2 protein-coding genes are annotated in these 2146 nt (G+C 28.1%); both read right to left on the minus strand.

Features of this window, described 5'->3' with window-relative positions:
• Positions 1-1414 (minus strand): UvrD-helicase domain-containing protein (locus KKC53_03945; GenBank protein ID MBU2598318.1); only part of this gene is annotated, 1414 nt, incomplete at its 3' end.
• A gap of 36 nt (positions 1415-1450) precedes the next feature.
• On the minus strand, positions 1451-2146 hold a 696-nt coding region (locus KKC53_03950; protein ID MBU2598319.1), incomplete at its 5' end, for a PD-(D/E)XK nuclease family protein.

The raw sequence follows: 2146 nt of genomic DNA on the forward strand, positions 1-2146 counted from the left end.
ATTCTCTATTCTTACTTTTTATTTCCTCTATATACTCTTTATCTTTACTGATAATATACTTTGCGAGATGAAAAATGTCCCTATCACAGATTTTATACTTTGGTGATTTTAAAACACGAACCAATGCTAACGAATCACCTGGGTCATGAGTTAATTTTAATAAAGAAATGGCATCAATAATTTCAGGTCGATAGTAGAATCCTCTCCCTCCAACAATTTCATACGGTATATCCTTTTTATCTAAAGAAAGTGTTATTTCATCAAATCTCTTTTTCCTACAAAGAATTGCTATATCTTTATAGGAAAAATTATTGCTTTTTATTAAATTTTCAATTTCTTTAACTATAAATTCTGCCTCATCACTATATGTTGGAGCAAAGAATGCAAAAACTTTTGAATCTTTTTTAAAATAGGCTTTTGGTATTTTCTCTAATCTATTTTTATTATTTTTCACTACATTATAAGCAACATCAAGTACATTTTGTCCTGTTCGAAAACTCTTTGTGATAGAAGTGGTTTTTACTTTTTGTTTGAAAAGTTCCAACTGATTAAATTTTAAGATATTGTAAACAGATGCCCCCCTCCAACCATATATCGATTGATCATCATCACCAACTACAGTCACATTTTTATCTTCACCAGAAAGGAGATATATAAGCTCAGCTTGTGCAATATTAGTGTCTTGATATTCATCAACAAATACATATTTATATCTGTTTTGATAATTAGCTAAAATTGCTGGTCTTTGTTTAAATAACTGGACAGGAGTCATTACTTGATCTCCATAATCTATGAAGTTCTGCTGGCTTTTTAATTTCTCATATTCTTCATAAACCTGTAAAAGTTCTCTATGTATATTGAAATTCTTTATAGCAATTTCTCTTAATTCTTTTGATTTATAAGTTGAAAAATCTGATTCTAAATTTATATATTTTCTGAATTTTTCAACATTTATCAGGTGGTTTTTAAGGTCTATAATAATATCAAGAAGTTTGTCTAAGAAATTACCAATAGAACTTCCTATTTTCACATCTTCAAAAACAAATTCATTCATCACTTGATAAAGAAGTTGCCAGGATTCAGCTCGAGATATTAAGTTGAAGTCAGTATCTAATCCTAAAATAAGGGAGTTCTCTTTTATTATCTTGTTACCAAAGGAGTGAAATGTGGATATCTGTAGGTTATTTATGTCTATTTTTCTTTTAACCTTTTGAGCTATCTGAATACACATATTTTCTGCAGCTTTTATTGTAAATGTTAAACCTAAAATCTGTTCAGGAGTTGCTAATTTTCTATTTATAACTTCAATTATTTTTGATGTAAGTGTAGTAGTTTTCCCAGCACCTGCAACTGACATAATCAGATGAGGTCCCTCTGTTACAGCTATTGCTTCTTTTTGCTCTTTAGTTAACAAATATTTTTGCTTCATATAAATAATTTATATAAAAATTTAATCTTGTCCATAAAATCTTGAACATATCAATTTATAGTCACAAAACCCACATATAGAAAAATCTCTGGGATTAACGGGAAATTTCTCTTTTAATATTTCACTTATAATATCTTTAACCTCAATTTTTATATTAGCTATTCTTTCTTCACTTACATCCTGTTCTCTAATAGTTATATTTTCTTTAGGTATATAAAAATAGTACATTCTTTTGACATTACCCTTTATATCTCCCAATTGAGTAGAAAGAAGAGAAGCCAATAGATAGATTCCTAATTGTAAATCAGTTTTTGCTTCCTCATACTTAATGGCACTTTTGCTTGATTTATAATCTATTAATTCGACCCCATCTTTAATCTGATTAATCTGATCAATTCTTCCAGAGAACTTGTTCCCATCTAAAGAGAATGAAAATTCCTTCTCTGTTGCTAAAACATTTGGTTTTGCTGGTGGTAAATTATTAAAAAAGTATTCAAAACTCTGATAAGCATCTTTTTTTTGTTCATTTGCTACAGTAATAAATGGGAAAAGATTGTCATCCCATATTTCATTAATTATTACTTTTAATTGGTTGAAAGAGTATTCATGTTCTTTTTCTGGGTTAAAAAATTCCTGTACTATTTTGTGATAAAGTAAACCTTTATAGAGACTTATTCCTTTAGGTTGATCTATAAAAAAATGATATCTGAATTTATA

This window comes from Actinomycetota bacterium, from assembly GCA_018830725.1.
Taxonomy (GTDB): Bacteria; Actinomycetota; Humimicrobiia; order JAHJRV01; family JAHJRV01; genus JAHJRV01.